Raw genomic sequence first — 21,321 nt, 5'->3', positions numbered from 1 at the left:
AGTTTTTGGGGGTGTCTGTCTTCCGTCAGTTCTCCTTTTCTTTTTTATCTTCCAGACAATCAGCGTCATCTTCTTCATCTTTGTCGTCCTCTTCCGCTTTGTTCGGAATAACGGAGCCCTTCGGGTCGTTGGTCTTCTCGGTGTTCATCCATTGGCGTATGGCTGCCATTCTGGGCAGCAGGCGGATTACGGGCAGGCGGTAGTGGTGAATAATGATGAGCATCATCATTAGTATGCCTATGACCGTCATGTAGCCGTAGCACTCCTTTATGGATATCATCACGGCCTGCTTGGATATCACAGCCATCGTGTCGCTCCACGACGGCAGGTCGAACGGCATCACCGTTCCGTCCATGTTGTCGGACGCGTTGAGGCTGTTTTTTGATATCGACCAGTTGTATAGTCGCTGCACCGTGGCCGAGCCTAAGGCCGTTCCTATGCCACAGCGTATGTATCCTATGGAGTTGAGGCCGAAGAAAAAGTGAGAGAAGGGGAGCGACTGCGACAGATATACGTTAGACGCCGAGCCTATCATCACCTCAGACACGCCAAAGGCAAACAGCGGGATGAAGAATGCCTCTCTGTTGGTGTCGCCGTCGATGAGAAAATACATCGACACTTCGTAAAAGGTGAGCAGCATAAGTGCCACAATAAAGTATTTCTTGAATCCCCAGTGCCACTTTACGAATGTGGCAAAGGCCAGCAGCGAGCCTACCACCACGCCGTAGAGTATAGGCCAGTTGAGCGATATCGTGTTGAGCGAGTCGTATTTCAGCACAGATGACAGATATATCGACTGCAACAGCTTGGGCGCAGCCTGAAGAATGCCAACGCCGAGCAGAAGCAGCATGAGGTGCTGCACTGACCTGAACTTGAATATAGACAGCGGCAGATACGGCTTCTCGTGAAACTTCGACCGGCACAGGGCTGCGGCAAAAAACGCCAGCGTTATGCCCGTGGCCTGCCATATAGTGCTGCTCATCCACCAGTCGTAATGCTCGCCGTAGGTGAACATCCACATGCCTGATATCAGGAACGCGCTCCAGAGGAACAGACCTATGAAGTCGACACCATTTAGCGACAGGAACGGACCCGGACGATGGTCGGGCTTCATCATGAAATATACTATGCCGCAATGAATCATCATCAGCGCTATGACAAACAGGTTCATCAGTCGCCAGTTGCCGTAGTATGTAAGATATGCCGTCGTTATGCCTGAAAGATATGTTCCGCCGCACACCATGATGTAGACAACAGGGAAGAACACGGCATAGTTGCGCGACGGCGTTACGCATAGACGGAACACGCTCGTGCAGCCAAACATGCCCAGCATCTTGCAGAAGCCCGCAATGAAGGCCAGTCCCCATATCATCCACGGCTCGGTTACCGACATGGTAAGGGCGTTGCATATTATTATTCCGATGGCAGAAACGAAAAACAGCTGCCGCGTGTACATATAGAATTTCAGCCTGTACATCACCGGGAAGCACACCGTTATGCCGCCCAGGGTGCAGTAGCCTGCCATCTGTATGTCCTCGTTGAGCAGCGCTATCTCGCTTACAATCTGGTTTGAGTACGACGTGTTGATGCTTCCCACATACTGATACAGAAAGCCGAACGCCATATACAGCCAGAAGCGCAGCCGTGGCGGTACCCAGTCTTTATACATCAGGAGCTGCCGCATGCGTATCACGGTGTTTGTCGTATGATATAGCTTGGCCATTATCAGTCGATCATTTCACATTCAACGTTCAGGCCGGCACGCAGCCGCCTTATGTTCTCTTTGCTGTTCTCCTTCGTGAAGCGTATTTTCACCGGCAGCCTCTGTTCCACTTTCACAAAGTTGCCCGTGGCGTTGTCCTGCGGCACTATGGAGTATTGTGCCCCCGTGGCATTCGACATGGCCTCTATCACGCCCACATATTCAATGCCCGGTATGGCGTCTACGGTTATCCTCACTCGGTCGCCTGGCTTCATCTTTGCTGTCTGTGTCTCCTTATAGTTGGCCACAACCCACACGTCGTTTTCGTCAACCACCGACATCAGCGTCTGTCCGGGCTGCACGAGCTGTCCCTCCTGCAGCGTTATCTTCGATGTATATCCGTCTGCAGGTGCCGTTATCACGGTGTACGACACGTCCAGTGCGGCATAGTCCTTGCGCGCCTTGGCCAGTTTTATGCTTGCGTCCTGCTGTCCCAGTTTCTTTGTCTGTTCGTTCTTGGTCAGCGACGTTGAGCGCTTCTGTCTGCACAGCATGTCATATTCGGCCTTTGTACTTTCATATCTTGTCTTCACGTCGTCATACTGTTTCTGCGTCACGGCCTTGTTTTTCAGCAGCACCGAGTAGCGTTGCAGGTCGCGTTCGGCGTTCTCCAGTTCGGCCTTTGTGCCCAGTATCGACGCCTCGTTCACGCCTATGTTGCTTTCCGTGGTGCTTATCGCCGAGCTCATCACCGTCTTGCCCGACACGGCGTTCTGCAGTTCGGCTTCGGCTTCGGCCAGTTTCAGCCTGTATTCTCTGTCTTCGAGTATCACCAGCGTGTCGCCTTTATGCACGAAGGAATATTCCTCAACGCACACCTTTTTGATGTAGCCCTGCACGCGTGCGTTCACCGGCACGATGTGTCGGCGCACCTGCGCGTTGTCAGTGAAGGTTGAAACGTTGAATTTTATAAACTGTACACATATCCACCATATACCTATTGCCAGCACAGCCAGAACCACGATGTTCTGGATCATTCGTCTTGTCTTGCGGTTCATGTTTAAAAGTTTCCTGAAATATATTTTAGTTGATAATAATAGTACACCACATTCACGCGTGCGTTAACCAGTCTTACTTCGGCGTCGAGCTTTGACGTCGATGCGTCGAGCATGTCGGTCAGCAGCGACAGGTCGGCCGAATAGCGCTGCTCCACAATCCTGTAGTTCTCGTTGGCCAGTTCCACGTTCTTTTTCTGCGTCTCCACCTGACGGCATGCCTCGGTGTAGTATTTGTACATCTGGTCCACCTTTCGGTCTATCGTTTCCTTTTCGGCCTGGCGGTTGTCCACCAGCTTTGCCGTCTGCATCCTTGCGGCGTTGAGCGAGGTGTTGTCTTTGTAGAAGGCCGACAGGTTCATCGACAGTTTCACGCCCACCCACCATGTGTTAATGTTGTTGTTCTTCACGGGAGCGCAGTTGGTTATCGGGCCTTCGAGACTGTTGCCTGCCGTCAGTCCTATCATGGGCATCATGCGGCTGCGCACAATCTTCTCTTCGGTCTTTGCCTGCGAGTAGGCCAGGTCGAGCCGTTTCAGCTTGGGCGACATCTCGGCCTCCTGCCTCCAGTGGCTTGCTCCAAGGTCGGGCAGATTCATCTCGTCCGTGCCGAGCCATGGCTCTATCATCGTGTCTTCGTCAAGTCCGAGATACACCAGCAGACTGTAGTTAAGATGCTCCACGGCGTTGGCCACGGTGCTTCTGTCGTAAGTAAGGTTCGACAGGGTCAGTTCGTAGCGCGTAACGTCGTTTGCCAGTGCCAGCCCCTGTTCAGAGCGCACCTTCATCTCCTCAATCAGTTGTTTTGTCAGCTTGATGTTCTCGTCGTACACACTCAGCAGGTTGCGGTTTTTCAGAAGACTGAGATAGCAGTCGAGCACCTCCATTTTAATGTTATCCGTAACAATCTTCAGGTCGGTAGATGCCATCTGTGTCTGATATCTCGTCTTCTGTATTCCTGCCGTTATCTCACCTCCGGAGTAGAGAGGCTGATAGAGCGAAAGAGAAAGCAAGTTGCCCAGATGGGGCATTGCCGAACGTGTAGGGTTCGAAAAGTCACGTTCCAGAATTGTTGCATCCCCCAGATAGTTTACTCCTGCTTCCAGACCGATGTCGGGCAGTCGCTTTGCCCTTGCGTTCTTTTCTAGTTGTCTGGAAATGTTCACATCCTTTTGTGCCGCTTTAACTTCTACATTCGATTGTTCCACTCTTCTAAATAATTCGTCAATTGTCATCCTCAACGGTTTCTGAGCGGACATCCGGCACGCCACAACACTGCTGCCGGCAAATAATAACAACACGGCTAATCTCCGTAATCTCATACTTTATGTCGCTTTTTTGGTGTGCAAAATTACGGATTTAACTTTGATTAAGATTATTCTATATCAGCCCTAAATTTGTCATATACGAAACAAATAGCCTCATTTTGTCCATTTTTCAGGTTCTTTCTGTGTTATTTCTTTTACCATAAGCCCCAATGCCATGTTAATGATAATGTCTTAATAATTCTGTTATTTGTTAATTATTTTTGCAATTGTCTTGTTGGGTATATTGTTATTGGGAGTTAAAGGAGTATTTTCTAAGTGAAGAACGAAGAGTGAAGAGTGAAGAATCCAAATGCCTTGTTGGATATTGTAATTGGGAGTTAAAGAAGTTAAAGGAGTTATCGCTCACTAAGGTGAGCTAGGAGCATATTTAAGTGAAGAACGAAGAGTGAAGAGTGAAAAATCCAAATGCTAACGTAGTGCTTGTGAAAATAATCAACAAGACTATTGTGCCGGCTGATTTGCAATCTGCCGGAATAGAATATAAGGATCTCTGATCCGCTTAAAGTACCGCTTGTTTAAGTTAAGGATGATAAGTTAAAATTTCAAATACCAAATTGGTATAATGTTATAAGGTAATTTTAAATATGAAGTAATCGGATAGTTCTGGCGAAAGTTAAAAATCTAAATGTCTAAGCGAGTTTAATACAACAGTATAAAGACAAAATAGGAAGTAATCGGATCACAGATCCTGATATTCAATTCCGGCGGAGCGCAGATCCGCCGGCACATTAGTAAACGTAGTGCTTGCGAAAGGATAACTCCTTTAACTCCAAATGACAATACTCAACAATGCATTTGGATTTTCCCGTGGGGAGGCTTTTGCTACATTGTTTAAATTCCATTTGCTTCGTGGATTCATGTAGTGCTTGTGGCAATAATCAACAAGACTAATGTGCCGGCGGATCTGCGCTCCGCCGGAATTAAATATCAGGATCTCCTGATCCGCTTAAAATACCGCTTATTTAAGTTAAGGATGATAAGTTAAAAATCCAAATACCAAATTGGTATAATGTTATAAGGTAATTTTAAATAGGAAGTGATCGGAAAGTTCTGGCGAAAATTAAAAATTAAAAGTTAAAAATCTAAATGTCTAAGCGAGTTTAATACAACAGTATAAAGACAAAATAGGAAGTAATCGGATCACAGATCCTGATACTAAATTCCGGCGGAGCGCAGATCCGCCGGCACATTAGTAAACGTAGTGCTTGCGAAAGGATAACTCCTTTAACTCCAAATGATAATATCCGTCAAGGCATACGTCTTAACTCCATAACTCCTTGATTACTTTTACTTACGTTCTGCGCCTGCTCTATATTCCGTAGGCGAGACGCCGAACTGTTTTCTGAAGAATTTGCCGAACGAGGCTTGGTCGGCGAAGCCCAGTCTGTAGGCTATCTGTTTCACGGGCAGGTCGGTGCAGTCGAGCAGCCGTCGCGCTTCGGTTGTCAGCATGTGCGCTATGTGCTCGTTTACCGAGCGTCCCGACACCTTGCGCACTATGCGCGACAGGTAGGTTGACGACACGTTAAGCTGCGATGAATAAAACAATATGTAGTGCTCTTTAAGGTAATTGCCGATTAGCAGCTTTCTGAACTCGCGGTAAATCTCCACGGTGTGCGGCACCTTCGATGGATCTGCAGCGCATCCCGCCCTCAGTATCTCGGCAAAGCGCAACAGCAGCAGGTTAGACAGATGCAGCATCAGGCCGTTGTAGTGCAGCTGTTCCGTGTTGATGTCAGAATAAAGCCCCAGCATCGTCTGCATACATTCCATTTCGCTTTCGCTCAGACTCCTTATCGGCAGCGCGTTCTCGTTGGCAAACGAAATCATCTGGTTATACACGGGCGCATAGGCCGACAGGTCGTCAAAGTATGCCGGCATAAAGCTTACGCCTTCCATCATGAAGTCTTCGTCGGCATCGCTCAGCGACACCACCATGTTAGGCGTCAGAAAAGCTATAGAGTTCTTCTTTAGTGTCTCCGTGCTGTAGTTTACCGAGAGCTTCACCGTTCCGCTCTTCACCAGCATTATGCTGAACGAGTCGCTGAGCATGGGCGCAACCTTATATTCCGTGCCCATGCCGGCCTTAGTGCTGAACACCGTAACCTCATCGCATGGCATCACGGTTTCATATCCCTCATGCCTTACCTCGTCAAAAAACGTGTCGTGAACGCTATACATCTTTCCGCAAATATTGTCTTCGGGAGACAAAGGTAGTGAATATTTGGGAGATTTTCTGCAATCTCAATATTATACCGTCTCAATTCCATCAAACGTAGTGTCGATGAAAGTAGATTTTATCATATTGCTTGTATTGATTATTTTTATCTACTACACCGATTTTAAATATTGTGGCATTATAGGCTCTTGCAGCTTCCATTCGATATTCATTGGAAAGTCGCCGTATGAGCGTATATAGTCTACCAATCCGAAGCAGTGGAAAGGACATGTGTTGCCGAAACCGTCTTTTTTCTGTTCCCTGACAAATAGCAGAAACTTCTTTTTGTTCTTTTTCTGTTCAACAAATCTTTTTCCACGGCCGGCATGAGAATCGTTATTTTGTGATTGCCAGTGAAATTTATATTCGCTTATAACATAATCGTCATATTGGGTACTTGGAGAAAAGTCTGCATCCGATTTGTTCAGTGTAACAAAGAAGGCTTCTGTGTTATACTCTTCAAAATTGAATGCACCGGCTACACTTCCTTGCATACGCCTTTCGGCAGTTTGTCTTCCAAAAATCGTGAAAACATCTTCACGTGTGTAGCAGCCGTATTGTTCAAGAGCGTCAGGCAGGCCTGAACCGATAGAAAATGTCTTGATGTATAGGTGGTCAATAAGATATTCCACAATTTCTTTTATTTCCTCTATGAATAAAGGATAATTGTTAAGCTGCCTGATAGCTACATCAATCGAATTGAGACCGAGGTCTTGAATTTTATCTTGGTATAAAACGTAATAAAGCATTAAGGCAAAAGTTTTGTCTTTTTCTTCCTTACAGCTTATATTACAGTTGTTTGCTATTGTTGCTTTTATGAACTTCAGGAAAGAAGCGGTGTTGAAATGTATTAATTTACCCAGTCCCTTTTCATATCGTTTTGTATAGCTGTCTTCCTTATAGTCGCAAAATCCTGCATACTTCTTTAATTTAGTCCAGCATAAGTTATTCTTATAAATTAGTCGTATGTCCTGTCCGTTGTTAGCTATAAATTCAGACAAACTTGGACAAACGGTATAAGAGCGCAGCTCATTTATAAGTCTGTTCCTGTTATAAATTGCAGCTTTAATATTTTGCAATACATATTCTTTCGCTTTCTCCTCCATGTGAATGGAGCATCCATGAGGAAGTAATGTAAAACCGTTTTTTATTTGGTCAACAATGTTCTTGTCTGTATGTGTCATCAAACTGCGGAAGCGGCTTGCGTAATCATACTTTTGATTTAGTTGCGCAACAAAGTCTAAAACGGTCAATACTTGTTTGCCGGGATAAAGGCGCAATCCTCGTCCAAGCTGCTGCAAGAATATTGTGATACTTTCTGTAGGACGGAGAAACAAAACTGTATCAACAGCCGGAATGTCGACACCTTCATTATACATGTCTACGACGCATAGATAATTAATTTCGCCGTTAGAAAATTTTCTGTTTATAGATTGTCGTTCTTCCGAATTGTCAACAGTCAGAGATGCAGCTTTAAAACCGGCTTTGTTTAATTCTTCAGCCATAAAGCGGGCATGCTCTGTATTGGCGCAGAAGCATAGCGCCTTGCATTCGTGTTCATCGGCCAAATAATACCTTAGTTTATCAATGATCAGCGCAACCCTTTGGCTGGTACAAAGTTTGGTAATTATCTTTGAGGATATATATTTGTTTCCAGCCATTAATTCGTCATCGGTTAAATCTGTGTCGTCGCTTATGCAAAGGTATTGAAACTGTGTAAGCAAACCTTCGTCCAATGCTTGTGGCAGTCGTATTTCTGCACTTATCCTGTTGCAGAAGTCAGGCAAAAGACTTTGTCCGTCCATACGTTCTGGTGTGGCGGTCAGTCCAATCAATATTTTTGGAGTGAAATGCTCTATTATTTTTCTGTAACTGTTTGCAACAAGGTGATGGGCTTCATCTATTACGATATATTCATAATAATCAGAAGGCAGCTTTTCAAATATTTCTGCATAATTGGAATTAAACGTTTGTACCGACACAAACAGATGGTCGATATTGCCTGGCTTGAAATTGCCTACCCACATGTCGCCAAAGTTTGCATCCATCAACACACCCCTGTACGTAAATAATGATTGTTTAAGAATTTCTTCACGATGAGCAACAAACAGTATCTTTCCGTATGGAATTTTATTTGCAGAGTTTATCTTATAGTCGAAAGCAGATATAACAGTCTTACCTGTTCCTGTTGCAGCAACAATAAGGTTCTTATTTATGCCGGCCTCTCTTATTGCCTGAAGCCTGTCTAAAATCTGTTTCTGGTGTGGCAATATTGAATATCGGTGAAGAACTACTTCACTTTTAAACTGTTCACGTTCTTTTCTTGTCTGTTCATAGAAACGTTTTATACCTCCTTCGTTGAAGTCCTCAAAGTTATGACTGTTCCAATATTGCTCAAATGTTGCTATAGCAGCTTTTAGTATATGCGGATTTTCAACGTTAGTGATTCTGATGTTCCATTCCAATCCGTCAGTTTGTGCTGATTTTGAAAGATTCGATGAGCCAATATATGCCGTATGAAGGCCCGAATTTCTTTCAAAAATAAACGCTTTGGCATGCAGTCGTTCTATTCTTGTATTATAAGATATTCGTATCTGTGTATTTGGCAGTGTCGCCAGTCGTTCCAGTGCTTTGGCTTCTGTTATTCCGCAATATGTTGTTGTAATGATGCGAAGTTCGTGTTCTGGATTAGAACAGAATTTCTTTAAGGCGTCATATATAAGATTAATTCCAGACAAACGAAGAAACGATACGATTATAAATATCTTATCTGCGCATGTTATGTCTCTTTCAATTTCACTGCCCAGCGATACCGTACTTTGTCCGCCGGTAAAAAGATTGCTTACCCTAAAACCAGATAAAGGACGAACCAAACTTTTGTTTGTAGCTTTTAGTTTTATTTCTTCCTCATTACTGATAACGGCAGTCAATAGTTTATCGTGTTCTTTTATCTTATCGTTGTTGTCGTCGTCAATAAGTTCTATTATTTTGTTGATATAATTGCGCTTTTCAATTAAGGATAATGAGTCGTCATTCAGTTTATTCTTGATAATCTTGCTGACATAGGCTGTCAGTATTGATGGCGATTCGGCAATGTCAATATCATCTTTTTTACATATCAGTCCTTCATCTTGAGCTTCTTCAATGTCTTTTGAAACTTGTTCAGAAATAATATTTTCGTATACGCCTTTAACTAATTTCATAAGAATGGATACTTTTTGTTGGTTTATATTTTTTAGTCAAGTGCAAAAATACAAATTTATATGTAAATAGTCAACAAATATTCAACAATAATGCAGAAAATTTCGCTGAATATTGTTGTTTAATATCTTATGCCAAACACCCAAATGCATACCAAAACATGGATGCTTATATTGATGAAGACTCGTGGCAGCAATACAAGGGATTTGGCGAAGATAAATATGTGGTGTCATATCTCGAAGGCATCGACAGCGAACTGAAAAATATCATTGCTGTATTGATGTAAAAATCAGTTCAGAAGAATAATTGAAGAAATAATAATATTGATGTTGGACGCACCTTGGAACGGCACAGTTTCAAGGTGCGTCCAATGTTTTTTATCCACAAAATGTAGTCATGATGAAAATGCCTCGAAAATCTGAAACATTTTTGTGTCATTTCCCTTATAGTCCGCGTTAAAATTATCTGCAATGGAGCTATTTGTTAAGCAAAATCGGTCTTGCAGCTTTCAAACTGTTAATGATAGGTTTACGACCCGTAAATGGGCCACTTTTGCATCAAAAGTGGCCGAGTTTTTAACCGAAAACAATAGAGTTTTTTTGAGGAACTAGCAGAACGGGTGAACGGTTGGCTGCTTACGGACAATTATGCTGCGGACGATAGGGCAGACGAGTGCATGGCGGGGTGTCGGCAGATTATAAAATAAAAATCCCGCCAACGTCCGCTTGGGGATGCTGGCGGGATAATTTTTGAAATAGATTTCTTTACATAAGTATCCCTGTGCGGAATTCCTGTGTGGCTTATCTTTTACTGTACGCCGAACTCAGCCTGCTGCTTGTTCACCTCTTCGAGAGTGCGCTGACGCTCCTCGTCGGTCATCGTCTGCTTTGTCTCGCCTGTTGTGCGCACGGGCTTGCTTACGGTTGCCGTGGGCTTGTCGGTGTAGCATGCCGGCAGAGTGGGGGCTACGCTCTCTATTGTCAGTTCGGCAGCAGTCGGAGCATACACGCCGTCGTAGTATGAGCGTGCCTTTATGGTTATCTTGCCCGGCTTGTCGGTGGCCTGTATCAGTACGGGAGCCGAGCCCCATTCAACGATGCGCGGATTTGCCATGATGTTTTCGCCGTCGCCTATTATGCGCCCTTCGCCCTCAACGGTGAAGTAGATGTTGTCCTTGGCCAGACGCTTCACGTTGCCGTTGTCGTCGGTAACTTCGGCCACAACCACAATGAAGTCGCTGCCGTCGGCGTTGAGCTTGCGGCCCATGTCGTCGGCATAGAGACGCAGCTTGGTAGAGCGGCGCGACGGCATCTTCTTCTGTACGGCAACCACCTTGCCGTCCTTTATGCCTTCTGCCAGGAGCGAAACGCGCTGCCAGTTGCGCTGCTTGTAGCTGTATTCGCGTGCTGCCCAGAAGTTCCAGAAGTCTTTAAACACCACAGGGGCGCAAGGTTTGTCGTTGTCGTTGTGAATAACAGGAAGAGTCATCACCTTGTCGCCCTCGAACATCGTAAGGCGCACGCTGTCGCAGTTGGAGAACACCGTAACATCGTTGTCGGAGAACTGAGTCATCTCGTTGGCGATGAACACCATAGGCTCTGCGTTGCGGTCTTGCGAGCGGAACATCTCGAAGGCGTATTTCTTCTGACGGAAGGCGTCGTATATGCCTCCGTAGTAAGTGTCAGGATGATAGCCGCGCTGATGGTCGAACGGATGCCACTGGCAACCGCCTATAAACTGGCGCTGGCCGTGGTACATCTCGCCGTAGGTGTCGCAGAGCGAGAGGGCAGCCATGAGCATAGGACGCTCGCCCCATGAGCGCGCCGCGCGGTTGATGTTGTTGTGTGCATACCAGTCGTCCACCATCTCGCCAAACTCGCGCGTGAAGACACACTTGTCCTCGGGCCAGTTGCCCTTACCAATGTTGTCGGCCCAGTCGTACACCACGTCGTAGTTGTCTCTCACTCCAGCCGACTGCACATCGGCCACGGCAGCAGGACGGCCGGGATAAGGAAACTCGTCTTTGGTTATCTGCAGCGCCTTGATGGCGAAGTCTTCGGGATAGCGTGTCTCGTTGAGTATGGGCTCCCACATCAGCACACAGGTGTGGTTGCGGTCGCGGCGTATTATGTTGCGCGTGTTCTCATGAACAAGTTCGCCAAAGTGCGGATCCTTGTTCCAGTACTGCCAGCCCGGAGTGGGCACGATGACAAAGAGACCAAGCTCGTCGCAGGCATCCATGAAGGCAGGATCCATGGGGTAGTGGGCACAGCGCACTATCACCATGCCGGCCTTGCGCAGGCGTTTGGCGTCGCGCCACTGCTGACTGTTGGGCATGGCGTTGCCTACGTAGGCAAAGTCCTGATGACGGTTGCCGCCGACAAGCTGATGATAAGGCTTGCCGTTGAGCCAGAAGCCGTCCTTTCCGCGGAACTCGGCCTTGCGGATGCCCATGCGCACCATGCCGCCGTCCACGCTCTTGCCGCCCTGCATGACGCTTATCTCGACGTTGTAGAGATAGGGCGACTCGGGCGACCACAGCTCAGGGTCTTTCAGTTTCATGGCAAGATATGCCGTAGCGTTCGACTTGGCGCCAACCTTAATCTTCTTTGTAACCGACTTGATGCGCTTTCCGCTCTTGTCTTTCACCACCACGGCCACTGTAGGCTGAGCCGCTGAGGCAGATGTGTTGCCAACTTCGACGTTGACAAACACGTCGGCGCTCTTTTCAGATATGTTGTCGTAGTGAAGAAACACGCCGCCGCCTGCCACCTTGTTGGCCTCGAGCGCGTCGGTTATTGCCAGGGGCGACTTGCCTATGAGCCACACGTCGCGATACATACCGCCATGATAGCAGAAGTCGAGAGCCGTCTGCTTCTTTCCCGGCGGATAAGTCTTGTCGTCGCTGTTGTCGGCTTTCACCGCCACTACGCACTTGTCGCCCGCCTTTACGCCCTGTTCGGTCAGGTTGACGGTTATGGGCAGATATCCGCCCAGATGCTCTTTCACTTTTCTGCCGTTGACATACACCTCCTGCTTGCCCATTATGGCCTCAAAGTGCAGCGTGATGTCCTTGCCCTTCATGTTGGCAGGCACGGTGAAATGCTTGCGATACCAGGCAATGCCCTGATAGTTGCGGCATCCGCTTGCCTCGGCAGGCTCGAGTCTTACGCTGTGAGGGGCGCACACCACCTGCCAACGGCTGTCGTCAAAGTCGGCAGCAGCGGCACCCTGGGCGTCGCCAAGATGAAAGCGCCAGCCCTGGTTGAAGTTGTAGATAACGCGTCCGCTGCCCTGCAGGGGGAATAGCCCTGCCACAGAAGAGCCTTTGTAGGCTCCGGCCGTCAGCGAGACGAACAACAATAATAAAAGAAAAATCTTTTTCATGCTATGCTGATTAAATTGATGCTTAGATAAAAAGAAAACCCGCACCGGGCATGGTGCAATATCACTGCGGCCGTCTGCCTCGTGTACATTCCCATGGCTTGCGGTTGCGGGTATGTCTTTAAAGTTATTCGGCAGACACCTTAGGGTCTATCACCACATGCTTGATGCGCTGACGGCGCCATGTGTAGATGCAGTGAATCTTACCGTCGGATGTCTGGATTATCGAAGGATAAGAATACTGGCTTACGGGCGACTCCTCGAGCGTTATCCAGTGCTTCCAGTCGGTGCCGTTGTCAGACTTCATCACCGACAGCGGAGTGCGCGCTCCCTTGCCGTTCTTTATGCCCTTTGGTATCGGGCGGTCGTTGCAGATAAGCACATGAGAGCCGTCTTTCAGTGTAACGGCATCAAGGCCACTATTATTGTTTGGAGTGTCAATAAGCTGCAGCTTGCTCCATGTCAGTCCGTTGTCAGAGCTGTAGGTTATGCCTATGTGCTCGCTGCGTGTGCGTGCCACGGCTGCCAGACGGCCGTCGTTGAGCACCATTATTGCCGGCTGAATGGCCTTCACGCCCTCGTCGGCCTTAACAAAGTCGGTGCGTTTCCATGTCTTGCCCATGTCGTCAGAGTATTCAAAATACAGGCGCCATCCGCCTTCCTCAATACTTGTAGGCGCAATGATGCGGCCCTTGCTCATTATGGGCTTGTTCTTTATCGGACCGAGATAGCTCTCCTGCAGCGGCTCGCGCTCGCTCCACGTCTTGCCGCCGTCCTTAGAGCGCACCATCCAGCCTGTCCAGTCGGCCACCTTGTTGCCAATCTTGAAGTAGATAACAAGGTCGCCTCCGGGTATCTGATATATCACCGGGTTCCAGCAGGCCTTGCGCTGATAGCCCTCAGGATTCTTTCTTATCTTCTTGTCGAGTATAGGTCCTTTGGCAGCCGGGGCGTTGGTGCTGTCGAGTCCTGACAGACCAGCCAGTTTGGCTTCCTCACTTCCTGTCTTGAACACGCCGTCGGCCACGAGCTGAGGCGCCAGCCATTCATCAGAGCCTTTAGGCTTACGGCTCACCCAGATGCACACATCAGGGTTGCGCTCCTTAGTTCCGCCGAAGTAAGTTGCCACAAGGTCGCCCTTGCTTGTCTCTGCTATCGTGGCAGAATGGCACTCGGGGAATGATGCCGACTTATACAGAAACTCGTCAGAAACTACGGCTTTGCCGGTCATGGGCATATCGGCAGTAATGTCGTATTTGCCCGAACCGATGTTCCTGATGCTGCCGTCGGGCATGTGCAGTTCGGCAGTGGTGTTGGCCGGAATCTCAACGTGCCATATCAGCTTGCCCGCCTTCTTGTGCCAGCGGCTTACTATTGTGCCGTAGATAGACTTGTAAGACGCGTTGATGTCGTCAATCTCGTCGACGTTGAACGCTGGCTTCATCACGATATGCTTAAAGCCCGGCTTGTTCTCGTCAGAGTTAATGCCTGCCACATCCTCATAGATCCACGACACGAGGTCGCCGAGCAGCATGACGTGGTTGCCGCTGTTCATCCACGGATTGGCAGTGTCGCCGTTCCACAGTTCCCATATCGTTGTGGCTCCGTTCTCGGCCATGTAGCCCCAGCTCGGATACTTCTTGTTGGTTGCCAGCAGCCATGCCATGTCGCCGCGGCCCATGTCGGTTAGTCCGTGCATAAGCCACTGCACGCCTATCACGCCGCAAGATATGGCTCCCTTGTTAAGTGTGATGATGTTGTGTATGATGTTCTTCTCAACCTCGCCGCGCACATAGTCGTCGTCAATCATGCCGAACGCCAGCGGAAGAAGGTTGGCAGTAACCGTGTTGTTGCCGTAGAACGTGCTGTCGGGATAGAGCATAAGACCCGGCACCTCAGCCGTGTTGCGGTTTATGGTGAGGAACTTCTTGTTGAAAGCATCCTTCACTCGCGCTGCCTCTGCGCTGAACTCAGCAGCGTCTGCCGGCTTGTCAAGAATTGTGGCAAACCTCTCCATCATCTTATTCAGTCTGTAATAGTAGGCCGTAGCAATGAGAGTGCCGTCGGTTACGCGCTTGGGGTCGCGGCTGTGTATCAGCTTTATGTCCTCAGGCGGCACGCACCAGTCGCCGTATTTGTCGCGCGGCATCAGTCCGTCCTTGCCATACTGATATTTCATGTGGCCGAGCCAGCGCTTCACGTTGCCGTAGAAGCGGCTCATAGGTTCGGCGTCGCCATACTGGTTATACATCATCTCGAGCGAGAAGGGCAGGGCAGAAGGCCATGTTATGTTGTCAGAATAATAGTTCCAGTAGGCAGGAGCCACGTCGGGTATGCAGCCGTCTTCACGCTGAGCCTCGGTTATGTCGCGTGCCCACTTGGCATAGAGAGCGTTGTTGTTGAATATGAAAGCCTCGCCGAAACATCCGCGCACACGGTCGCCAAGCCACGGCTGACGCTCGTCGCGCTGCGGACAGTCAACGGGCATGCCCTTATAGTTGCCCAAGATGCCCCACATGGCGTTATTGTAAACCTTGTTGAGTATGGTGTCGGCACATTCAAATGAGCCTGTCAACTCCATCTCGTCGCTTACCACTTCGCCCACGATGCCGTCAGCAGTTACATCGTCAAGACCTGTAATCTCGGCATAACGGAAGCCGTGATATACAAACGTAGGAGCCCACCAGCGGCCGTCCTCGTTGCCGGCAGCAACATAATAGTCGGTTGTAAACGCGTTGCGCAGATTCTTTGTGAACAGACTTCCGTCCTCGTTGAGCTTCTCGGCATACTGAATCTTCACGCTGTCGCCGGCATTTACGCCGCCTATGCGCAGCTTTATCCAGCCCGCCATGTTCTGTCCCATGTCTATGATGTAGCCCTTGCCGCGCTTAGTTACGCTCACGGGCTTCATGGTCTTCACCACATTCATGTTGGGACTCATCGCTCCGCGCAGCGTTCCCGTAGGTATGCCCACGCGCTCTGCCGCCATCCATTTAGAGTCGTCGTAGCCCACAGAAGTCCATGCGCCCAGTTCTTTGCGGGCGTCATATATCTCGCCGTCGTACTCGTTGTTGGAGCGTATCGCACCGTCGGGATTCAGTTTCCATTTGTTGCTCGACGAGATAACCTTCTTCTTGCCGTCTGCAAACTCAATGACGAGGTTAAGACGGAGCTTGGGATAGCCGAAGTTGGCTATCTTGTAAGGCTTCTTCTTCTGCTGCATGGTGTAGAAGCGTCCGTTGCCAAGAGTTACGCCAATGGCGTTCTTGGCGGTCAGCATCTGTGTAACGTCGAACGCATTATACAGCACCGTCTTGCGATAGTCGGTAGGAGCAGGTGCCAGAACCTGGTCGCCCACTTTCTGTCCGTTGATGTATGCCTCATACATGCCTAGTCCGCTGATGTAGAGCGTAGCACGCTTTACGGGCTTGTCAAGGTCGAATTCGGTGCGCAGATAGCGCGAGCTGAGCTTGCTGTGCACGTCCTCAACGTCCCACGGCATTGCCTTCTCAAGACCAATCCATTGTCCGCTCCAGTCGGCTTCGTTGAGCAGTCCGACGTTCCACATTGCCGTCTCGCTCCAGTCAGACTCGCCTTTTGTCGTTGTAACCTTCACGCGCCAGTAGCATGGTGTGTTGCTGCGCAGCTCTTTGCCCGCATATCTTATCCATTGCGACTGGTCGCCCTCGAGCGTTGCGTCCCAGAGGTCGCCTTCAAGCTTTGCGGCCTTTTCAGGTGTTGAGGCTACGATTATGCGGCACGACGTCTGCATCACGTCGTTCTCGTCCGATGTTATCATCCATCCCAGCCGCGGCTGTGGCGTGTCGATGCTCATCGGGTTGACCATGCGTTCCGTCTTCAGTCCGGTCACGGCAACGGGGAACGACGCCTTACGTCCGTTCTTCTTCTTTGCCGCGGGAGCCGTCATGCACAGACACAAGGCCAGGGCCGCCAATAATATTTTTCTAAACATGATATTAATATATTGTAGTTAAAGTAGCATTTTTAAGTGAAGAACGAAAAGTGAAGAGTGAAAAATCCAAATGCCTTGTAGCTTTTTCTCGCGAGTACTACGTTAGCTAATCTGTCGGCGGATTTGCAATCCGCCGGAATTAAGTATAAGGATTTTCAATCCGCTAACTTCCTTTGTTCTTCTCTTTAGAGCACTTATTTTAACTCTTACTTCTTAATTTCTTAGTTCTTTTCCTTCAGCATTACGTCTGTCTTGCCGATGTAATTCTTGCTTGAATCAACGGCAATAAGCACACGGTCGCTGCCGCGCAGATAGGCTGCATCGTAAGTAAACTCAACGACCTTGCTGTCGTATTCGCCGAGATAAGTCAGCTTGCCGTCGGCCGGATTCATCCACCATACGTTCTTCTTTGCGCCGCTAATCTTTGTCAGATCGATGCTCATGGGCTTGCCGCTGTAGTTGTAGACGAGCAGATAGTCGTTGCCGCGGGTAGCTATTATGCGGTCGTAGCGCTCGCCGTTCTGTCCTGAGATGATGCTCTGGTCAGCCACGCGCTCAGTGAACGGGAAGCTAAGCATGAGCCATTTGAGATACTTCATCTGGTTGTAGCCCGGATCTTCCATTGCCTCCCACCAAGGTTTCTCGGCGCCGAACGATGCCTTAAGGCCCGGACGTATAAACTGCATCACAGAGTTGTGGCCGTAGGTGTGGCCGAAAGCTCCTCCGAACACAGCCCAGTAAGCATAGCGGCGTACGTCGTAGTCCATCCATCGCGGAGCCGAGAAGTCATGAAGTCCCTGCGGAATGTCCTCGTATGAAGGCTCGCCGTCGATAACAGGGCGCAGCGGTTTCTTCTCAAAGCTCATGTCAACATAGCGCCAGTTGTCTTCCTCGGTGTTCTCCTTAATAGTGTAGTCGCCGTCGCCGTTGCGCTGTCCGTAGCGGCGATGTCCGCTCTGGAACATGTTGAAGTCCATCCACTCGCGGTCGTTATACCACCATGCCGACGTTGTGCGTCCTCTCGGGTGGAAGGTCATGATGTGGTTCTTGTCCACCTTCTTTATTGCCCTTGCCATTGCGTCCCACACCTCAGGCTTCTTGTCGCCCATGATGTCGCCGCCGATCATCCATATAATGTTAGGCTTGTCCTTGTATCTCTCGCCCAGGAATTTGCCAAGAGCGGCAGCCTTCTTTACGTCCATCTTGTCGATCATAGAGCCCCAGATGCAGTCCATGGCGATGTAGATGCCGTTGTTGGCAGCCACGTCTACGATATAGTCGAGATGCTCCCAGTAGCCGTAAACACCCGGCTTAGACACCTTGCTGAAGTCGAACTCGGCGTTGTTGGCAGCATGACCATACACGTTGAACGTAGGGATGGCGTTGAGCACCTGTATCTGCTCTACGTTATATCCTGCCAGACGGTCTTTCTCGAGGAAATATTCGGCCTCCTCGCGGTTAAGACGTTCGGGCAGCAGCCATGCCGTGTTGCCCATCCAGAAAAACGGCTGTCCGTTTTCGTGCACTATGTAACGGTTGTTCTCAGACACCACGAGCCGTCCGTTGCTCCACGGCTTGTAGATTTTGCCTGCCGCATTTATTGCCAAAGTGCTGAGCAGCAGGGTTGCGATAAATAGTATTCTGCTTTTATTCATACTACTTTTTTATTGATTTTTGTTAGTTAATATTATTCTTTTTCTCGGTTAATTCATAAGGTTTGCAATCACTTTTCAATTAGTTTTGTAAAGTTGCTTTTGCCTCTTAATGTTCCAGCTTTATCGCCGTTGCGTTGTGAAAGACGGCATATCGCGTTGCGAAACATGGTCTTTTACACGCCAAAAGGCCGCCTTTTGCGATGTTAAAGGTAGCCTTTTGCAACCCGTTGAATATCAGTAGGTTGCAGAGCCGGTTGCTTCATGGCCGATTTTGTGCCGCTTGGCCATGCCCGGCTTATATACGTAAAGTGGCGGAAATATGGGCTTTGTTCTGTTTTTCCCATATTCCGCCACATATATTATTCTGCTTCAAATGTGTACACAGCGCCCTTCTTGGTGCTTATGTCATACAGATATGTCTTCTCAGCCTCCGGCATCTTCTCGATGGCGTCAGGATAGTTTATCTTCTGACGGATGTCCGTTGGAGTTTCAAACAGTCTGTTCTTGTTCTCGCCCTTTGCAGCCTTCAGGCCCTTGCCCTTCAGAGGCACAGCTGAACGTATGCGCAGGTTGCCGCCAAGTTCCGACTTAACAGTTGTCTTTGTTATCTTGTTGTCCTTCCATGTCATGCTTACCTCAAAGCCTCCGCGCGCCTTCAGTCCGCTTACGGAGCCGTCTTTCCATGCGTCGGGCAGGGCTGGCAGCAGATAGACAAAGCCGTCGTGGCTCTGCATGAGCATCTCTGCTATGCCGGCCGTGCAGCCAAAGTTTCCGTCAATCTGGAATGGCGGGTGTGCGTCAAACAGGTTAGGATATGTTCCGCCCTTCTTCTTCTCGTTGCGCACCAGTGTCAGCTGGTCGCCGATTAGCTTCCATGCGTGGTTGCCGTCGAGCAGTCGTGACCACAGACACACCTTCCAGCCCATGCTCCATCCCGTAGACGGGTCGCCGCGGTGTATGAGCGACTTGCGTGCAGCGGCTGTGAGTTCGGGTGTGCGGAACGGAGAAATCTGATTGCTCGGGAAGAGTCCGTACAGATGAGACACGTGTCTGTGCACGTCCTCCGGATTGTCCCAGTCGTCCATCCATTCCTGCAGCTGTCCCCAGCGGCCTGTCTGCATGGGCACCATCTCCGTGAGCTTCTGCTTCAGACTGTCGATTATTGTAGCCGTCTTGGTCTTGCCCAGTATGTCGGCAGCGTCAATTACGTGGTTGAACAGGTCGTAGAGCAGCTGGTTGTCCATCGTTACGCCGGCTGCCGTTGTTGCCTTGTACGGGTGCTGGTTCTCGGGCGACAGACTGGGGCAGATAACCCACCAGTTGTTCTTAGGCTCTCGCACCATAATCTGATTGAAGAAGCGTGCTGCGTTCTCCATTATCGGATAGACGCTCTCGAGGAACTTCACGTCGCCTGTGTAGAGATAATGCTCCCACAGATGCTGGCACATCCATGCGCCGCCTGTAGGCCACAGACCCGACGGAGCCTTGTCTATGGCTCCCGTTACGCGCCAGATGTCGGTGTTGTGATGCAGCACCCATCCGTCGGCACCATACATTATGTCGGCCGACTTGTGTCCTGTCTCGCTCACGTCCTTGATAAGACTGAACAGCGGACCGTTGAGTTCGGTCAGGTTGGTCGACTCTGCCGGCCAGTAGTTCATCTCAAGATTGATGTTGCATGTATATTTGCTGTCCCACGACGGCAGCATCTTGTCGTTCCATATACCCTGCAGCGTGGGCGGCTGTGTGCCCGGCTGAGATGTGCATATCAGCAGATAGCGGCCAAACTGGAAGTAGGTCTCAACCAGATGCAGGTCGGTCTGCTTCTTGAACAGCTCCACGCGCTTGTCGGTTGTGGTTGACGCAAATGCGTCTTTGCCGAGGTCGAGCTTCACGCGGTCATACAGAGACTTGTATTTCTTTACGTGTGCGGCCTTAATCGTGTTGAAGTCCTTCGTCAGTGCCTCTTTCAGAGCCGTCTCAGAGCGCAGCGTGTCGTTGCCGCTGATGTCCTTATAGCTGTTGAAGTTTGTGGCTATTGTCAGATAAATAGTGGCCTCGTCGGCACCGCTTATCTGCAATACGCCGTCGCGGCTGCTCATGCTTCCGCCCTTTACGGTTGCCGTAGCCCTGCCCGTAAATGTTACCTTGCCTTTCTGTCCTTCATGCCATCCGCTTATGCCGCTCAGCACAATCTCGTTGCCTTCCGACTTAATGGTTACGTCCTGCTGCGGCGATGTCATCTGCGCGTTGCAGGTTATCATGCCTTTCTTGCTTGCAGTGAGGTGTATGGCTATTACGTTTCCGTCGAACGACGAAATGTATTCTCTCTGATATGTTACGCCGTTGCTTGTGTATCTCGTTATGGCGCGGGCAGAGTCAAGGCTCAGTTCGCGGTAGTAGTTGGTGTACTCGCCGTTGCCCGGGAAGTTGATATACAGGTCGCCAAACGGCTGATAAGGCATACCGCTGTTGGTGTTTGCCTGCACGTGTGCCGTGGCCAGGTCTTGCGCCTCCTTGTATTTGCCTTCCCACACCAGCTGTCTCACCTTCGGCAGATACTCCTTTGCCTCCGGGTTGGCGTTGTTGTTGGGCCTTCCTGCCCATATTGTCTCTTCGTTGAGCTGCAGACGCTCAGAGCCCGGCGTGCCGTATATCATGGCGCCCAGGCGGCTGTTGCCTATCGGCAGAGCCTCTGTCCATGTGTATGCCGGTCTGTCATACCACAGCACATGCTTGTTTTCGGCCATTCCCTCTGTTGTTGTCATCAGGCATACGGCCGCCAGCAATGTTGTCTTTAGTAGT

10 protein-coding genes are annotated in these 21,321 nt (G+C 49.4%); 1 reads left to right on the top strand and 9 read right to left on the bottom strand.

What is annotated here, in order from left to right; translation table 11 throughout:
• Positions 1–25 precede the first annotated feature (25 nt).
• From EJL04_RS07845 to EJL04_RS07825, 5 genes are all read right to left on the bottom strand, one after another.
• Positions 26–1,723, bottom strand: a complete 1,698-nt coding sequence (locus EJL04_RS07845; protein ID WP_125104605.1) for an MFS transporter — start codon at positions 1,721–1,723, stop codon at positions 26–28.
• A gap of 2 nt (positions 1,724–1,725) precedes the next feature.
• Positions 1,726–2,760 carry an HlyD family secretion protein gene (locus EJL04_RS07840; protein ID WP_021853812.1) on the bottom strand — a complete coding sequence of 345 codons (1,035 nt, stop codon included), beginning with the start codon at positions 2,758–2,760 and terminating at the stop codon, positions 1,726–1,728.
• Positions 2,761–2,762: 2 nt separating this feature from the next.
• Positions 2,763–3,992, bottom strand: a complete 1,230-nt coding sequence (locus EJL04_RS07835) for a TolC family protein (RefSeq protein ID WP_164511738.1) — start codon at positions 3,990–3,992, stop codon at positions 2,763–2,765.
• Between the two features lie 1,380 nt (positions 3,993–5,372).
• The gene (locus EJL04_RS07830; RefSeq protein WP_164511737.1) at positions 5,373–6,296 is read right to left on the bottom strand and encodes a helix-turn-helix domain-containing protein; all 924 of its coding nucleotides are present in this window, start codon (positions 6,294–6,296) and stop codon (positions 5,373–5,375) included.
• Between the two features lie 120 nt (positions 6,297–6,416).
• The gene (locus EJL04_RS07825) at positions 6,417–9,506 is read right to left on the bottom strand and encodes a DUF3427 domain-containing protein (protein ID WP_125104602.1); all 3,090 of its coding nucleotides are present in this window, start codon (positions 9,504–9,506) and stop codon (positions 6,417–6,419) included.
• 158 nt (positions 9,507–9,664) lie between these two features.
• Between EJL04_RS07825 and EJL04_RS16720 the strand changes: the two genes are divergently transcribed.
• Positions 9,665–9,790, top strand: a complete 126-nt coding sequence (locus tag EJL04_RS16720; RefSeq protein ID WP_277595972.1) for a hypothetical protein — start codon at positions 9,665–9,667, stop codon at positions 9,788–9,790.
• Positions 9,791–10,311: 521 nt separating this feature from the next.
• On the opposite strand, the gene EJL04_RS07820 is transcribed toward EJL04_RS16720, so the two are convergent.
• The 4 genes from EJL04_RS07820 to EJL04_RS07805 form a co-directional block, all read right to left on the bottom strand.
• Entirely contained in the window at positions 10,312–12,891 is a 2,580-nt protein-coding gene (locus tag EJL04_RS07820) for a glycoside hydrolase family 2 protein (RefSeq protein ID WP_125104601.1), read from the bottom strand.
• Positions 12,892–13,015: 124 nt separating this feature from the next.
• Positions 13,016–16,870: a family 78 glycoside hydrolase catalytic domain gene (locus tag EJL04_RS07815; RefSeq protein ID WP_478354260.1), complete on the bottom strand. Its 3,855-nt coding sequence runs from the start codon at positions 16,868–16,870 to the stop codon at positions 13,016–13,018.
• Positions 16,871–17,082: 212 nt separating this feature from the next.
• Positions 17,083–18,516 carry a glycoside hydrolase family 140 protein gene (locus EJL04_RS07810; RefSeq protein ID WP_125104600.1) on the bottom strand — a complete coding sequence of 478 codons (1,434 nt, stop codon included), beginning with the start codon at positions 18,514–18,516 and terminating at the stop codon, positions 17,083–17,085.
• A gap of 359 nt (positions 18,517–18,875) precedes the next feature.
• On the bottom strand, positions 18,876–21,284 hold the full coding sequence (locus EJL04_RS07805; protein ID WP_239684925.1) for a glycoside hydrolase family 95 protein: 2,409 nt from the start codon (positions 21,282–21,284) through the stop codon (positions 18,876–18,878).
• Positions 21,285–21,321 lie beyond the last annotated feature (37 nt).

Source organism: Prevotella marseillensis (assembly GCF_900625065.1).
Taxonomy (GTDB): Bacteria; Bacteroidota; Bacteroidia; order Bacteroidales; family Bacteroidaceae; genus Prevotella; species Prevotella rara.
Note: the sequence above shows the minus strand (reverse complement) of the source record. Positions and strands in the feature narration are given on the sequence as shown.

Bases quoted from the DNA above. Each gene is read 5' to 3' on its own strand.
- EJL04_RS07845 (WP_125104605.1), bottom strand. From the start codon at position 1,723: ATGGCCAAGCTATATCATACGACAAACACCGTGATACGCATGCGGCAG.
- EJL04_RS07820 (WP_125104601.1), bottom strand. From the start codon at position 12,891: ATGAAAAAGATTTTTCTTTTATTATTGTTGTTCGTCTCGCTGACGGCC.
- EJL04_RS07810 (WP_125104600.1), bottom strand. From the start codon at position 18,516: ATGAATAAAAGCAGAATACTATTTATCGCAACCCTGCTGCTCAGCACT.
- EJL04_RS07840 (WP_021853812.1), bottom strand. From the start codon at position 2,760: ATGAACCGCAAGACAAGACGAATGATCCAGAACATCGTGGTTCTGGCT.
- EJL04_RS07835 (WP_164511738.1), bottom strand. From the start codon at position 3,992: ATGACAATTGACGAATTATTTAGAAGAGTGGAACAATCGAATGTAGAA.
- EJL04_RS07805 (WP_239684925.1), bottom strand. From the start codon at position 21,284: ATGACAACAACAGAGGGAATGGCCGAAAACAAGCATGTGCTGTGGTAT.
- EJL04_RS07825 (WP_125104602.1), bottom strand. From the start codon at position 9,506: ATGAAATTAGTTAAAGGCGTATACGAAAATATTATTTCTGAACAAGTT.
- EJL04_RS16720 (WP_277595972.1), top strand. From the start codon at position 9,665: ATGGATGCTTATATTGATGAAGACTCGTGGCAGCAATACAAGGGATTT.